Origin of the sequence: Gemmiger formicilis, from assembly GCF_016900095.1 — a bacterium.
Taxonomy (GTDB): Bacteria; Bacillota; Clostridia; order Oscillospirales; family Ruminococcaceae; genus Gemmiger; species Gemmiger formicilis_A.
In genome coordinates this window covers 1-3,210 of sequence record NZ_JACJJP010000063.1, presented here as the reverse complement: position 1 = coordinate 3,210, position 3,210 = coordinate 1, and the positions used below count along the sequence as shown (strand labels likewise).

General features: G+C 59.5%; 3 protein-coding genes. 1 reads left to right on the top strand and 2 read right to left on the bottom strand.

What is annotated here, in order from left to right:
* Nucleotides 1–123: 123 nt before the first annotated feature.
* Nucleotides 124–1,464 carry a branched-chain amino acid transport system II carrier protein gene (gene brnQ, locus H6B15_RS15105; protein ID WP_204648831.1) on the bottom strand — a complete coding sequence of 447 codons (1,341 nt, stop codon included), beginning with the start codon at nt 1,462–1,464 and terminating at the stop codon, nt 124–126.
* Between the two features lie 160 nt (nt 1,465–1,624).
* On the opposite strand from brnQ, the gene H6B15_RS15100 reads away from it, so the two are divergent.
* Nucleotides 1,625–2,464 carry an SDR family oxidoreductase gene (locus H6B15_RS15100; protein WP_204648830.1) on the top strand — a complete coding sequence of 280 codons (840 nt, stop codon included), beginning with the start codon at nt 1,625–1,627 and terminating at the stop codon, nt 2,462–2,464.
* An 8-nt stretch (nt 2,465–2,472) separates the two neighbouring features.
* On the opposite strand, the gene H6B15_RS15095 is transcribed toward H6B15_RS15100, so the two are convergent.
* Nucleotides 2,473–2,742: a DUF6171 family protein gene (locus tag H6B15_RS15095; RefSeq protein ID WP_204648829.1), complete on the bottom strand. Its 270-nt coding sequence runs from the start codon at nt 2,740–2,742 to the stop codon at nt 2,473–2,475.
* Between the last annotated feature and the right edge of the window lie 468 nt (nt 2,743–3,210).

The following is a 3,210-nucleotide window of genomic DNA, read 5'->3' as shown; positions in this document are numbered from 1 at the left end:
GGGCATAGCAAAACCTCCTCGTGTAGTTCTATTATCCTACACGGGGAGGTTTTTTGTCTATTGTCTACTTTTTACGGACCTGTTCATTTCGCTGGCAGCGGGGTGGTTTTGTATATCGATGTGTCAGGCCGCCCGGCGCATCCGCCGCAGCAAAAGCCCGAGGAGCAGGCCCGCCAGGGCCGGGCAGACCCAGCCGAAACCCAGCTGGCACAGGGGAAGATAGGTTTCGGCAAAGGTCACCAGCGGTTCCAGATGGAGCAGCGTCCGGGTGCCCTCCGGCAGGGTACGCAGCAGGTCAATGACCGATGCCGCCATGGTGAACCCGATGGTCCAGCGCAGCACGCCCCGGTCATTGCCGAAAAGCCCGCCGCCCAGGGTCAGCAGGATGAGCACGATGGACAGGGGATACAGGAACATGAGCACCGGGGTGGAATAGCTCAGAATGGCGTTCAGCCCCAGGTTGGCAATCAGGAAGGAGATGGCGCAGAATCCCACAGCCCACATCCGGTAGGACGGCCCGGCGGGAAACAGCTGCACAAAGGTTTCGCTGCAGCTGGTGATCAGCCCTACCGCTGTTTTCAGGCAGGCCAGGGTGACGGTGGCGGCCAGGATCAGAGCCCCCACGCCGCCGAAATAATGCCCGGCAATCAGGGACAGGGCTTCGCCGCCGTTGGCCGAAACCGGGAACAGCCCCCGGCTCTGGGCACCCATGACGATGACCAGCACGTAGATCAGCCCCATGAACAGGGAACTGAACACCCCCGCCAGCACGGTGCTTTTGGCCACCGCAGCGGGTTCTTTGACGCCCAGGCTCCGGATGGCGTTGACCACAATGATGCCAAAGGCCAGGCTGGCCAGGGCGTCCATGGTGTTGTACCCCTCCAGCACACCGGCGGTAAAGGCGTTGGCGGCGTAACTGCCCGAAGGCTCCACCGTGCTCACGTCTCCCAGGGGCGAAGTCAGTGCCCGCAGGATCAATACGGCCAGAAAGCAGAGAAATAAGGGAGTCAGCACCTTTCCCACCCAGGTCAGGATCTCTCCCGGACGCAGCGAGAAGAAGAGCACCGCCGCAAAAAAGACCAGGGAAAAGATTCCCAGTGCCAGAGCGCCGCCCTGAGGCAGCAGCTGCTGGATGCCCACCGTATAGGAGACGGTGGCACAGCGGGGGATGGCGAAGAAGGGCCCGATGGTCAGATACAGCAGGCAGGTGAAAAAGAAGCCGTAGCCACGGCCCACCCGGCTGCTCAGGTCAAACAGTCCTTCCTTACGGCTGATGCCCAGGGCCGCCACGCCCAACAAGGGCAGCCCCACGCCGGTGATCAGCAACCCCGCCGACGCCCACCAGAGGCTGCGCCCGGCCAGCTGCCCCACCGAGGCGGGAAAAATCAGATTTCCGGCCCCGAAAAACAGGCCGAACAACATGGTGGCCACCGTAAGCAGCTGCCGCAGTGTGAGTTTTTTCATGGTCAGGTTCCTCGCATTTTTCTTCTTTGGCTCCCATTATACCCTATGGCAAATCAAGGGGTAAACCCTGGATAGCCAAAAAACACCCCCTGTGGTACAATGAAAAAAATGCAATCGTCTGATGAATGAAATCCGTCTTGGATAGAAAAGGAGTATATCGATGAAGCGTGTTTTATTGACCGGCGCCGGCGGCTTTGTGGGCGCCCGGGTGCGGCAGCAGCTGGCAGAAAAACTGGAACTGATTCCGGCACCCAAAGGGTTGATGGCCCGGGGCGGGGAAGAGGAGATCGCCCGTCTGGTGGACAGGGCCCACCCCGACGCCATCCTGCACACCGCCGCCATTTCGGATACAGGGTACTGCGAATCCCATCCGGAGGAATCCTACCGGGCCAACGTGGAGCTCACCCTGTGGCTGGCCAAAGCTGCGGCGGCACAAAAGGCAAAGTTGGTGGTGTTCAGCTCCGACCAGGTCTATGCGGGGGTTGAGCGGTCCGGCCCTCTGCCTGAAGATATGCCCCTGGCGCCCGCCAACGTGTACGGCTGCCACAAGCTGGAAGCGGAGCAGCGGGGGCTGGAACTTCTGCCGGAGGCAGTGTTTCTGCGGGTTACCTGGCTGTATGACCTGCCGGGGTATGGCCTGCCGGTGCGGGGCAACCTGGTGCTGAACCTGGTGCGGGCGGCATTGCAGGGGCAGCCCCAGACATTTTCCCCCAGGGATTTCCGCGGTGTGACCTACGTGCGGCAGGCGGTGGAAAATCTGCTGCCGGTGCTGGAACTGCCCGGCGGGGTGTACAATTACGGCAGTGAAAATGACCTGGATATGCTGGAGACTGCCCGGCGGTTCTGCGCGGCGCTGGACATTGCCCCCACCCTGGTGCCCGGGGACCGGGCACGCAACCTGGCCATGGATACCGCCAAAGCCAGGCGGGGCGGCGTGGCGTTCGACACCACTGCGGAGGGCATTGTCCGTTGCCTGAAGGACTACGGCCTGCGCGGATAAGCCGGATGTTACCAGCGGGCAGAGGCCAGGGGACAGTGCATGTCGGTGCGGGCAGCCCGCATCTCCACATAGCAGCCGCATTCCATGCAGGTGCCGTTTTGCAAAGCATCGCACTGACGGCAATGGGCCAGCCGGGCTTCGTACGCATCGTCGGGGGTGCGCAGCTTGCGCGGCATGGTGGCGCGGTAGCGCTCCACACTCTTCCAGTACTCGTTTTCTCCCGCCATATCCCGCAGCAGACAACGGCGGCAGACTTTGGGCTGTGTGGTTTCTTCCATGTTCGGTTCCTTCCTTCTTTATTTGCGTCAAAAAAGCGTTTGCTCCATTATACGACTTCCCGGCCGGTAAAAGCTATCCCATTTTACCAAAAACGGTGATATATGTGCAGAACAGACAAAACAAAACCCTGGTATTTGTGGGAAATTCCCAGTAGAGATTTGGATAGATGGAGGAATGAAACGGATAGATGGAGAAAACGCTCTCTACATGGAAAAATAAATAAGCGAAATTGCACAGGAAATACACAAAAAGGGTGAGACGGTACAAAAAACGCCGTGCATAATAAAGACAGATACCAACAGCCCTCAAGGGCGGCAAAACAAAAGGAGAGATATGGCATGGCCGGATTGATTTTTGATAAAGAACAGATTGAAAAGACAATGGACGCCATTGTGGAGCGCACCATGCGCATGGACATGACCTGGGACTGGCCCTGCGGCGTGGCCTATTACGGCATCTGTGAAGCC

Excerpts from the sequence above, each read along its gene's own strand:
- brnQ (WP_204648831.1), bottom strand. The coding sequence starts at position 1,464 with ATGAAAAAACTCACACTGCGGCAGCTGCTTACGGTGGCCACCATGTTG.
- H6B15_RS15100 (WP_204648830.1), top strand. The coding sequence starts at position 1,625 with ATGAAGCGTGTTTTATTGACCGGCGCCGGCGGCTTTGTGGGCGCCCGG.
- H6B15_RS15095 (WP_204648829.1), bottom strand. The coding sequence starts at position 2,742 with ATGGAAGAAACCACACAGCCCAAAGTCTGCCGCCGTTGTCTGCTGCGG.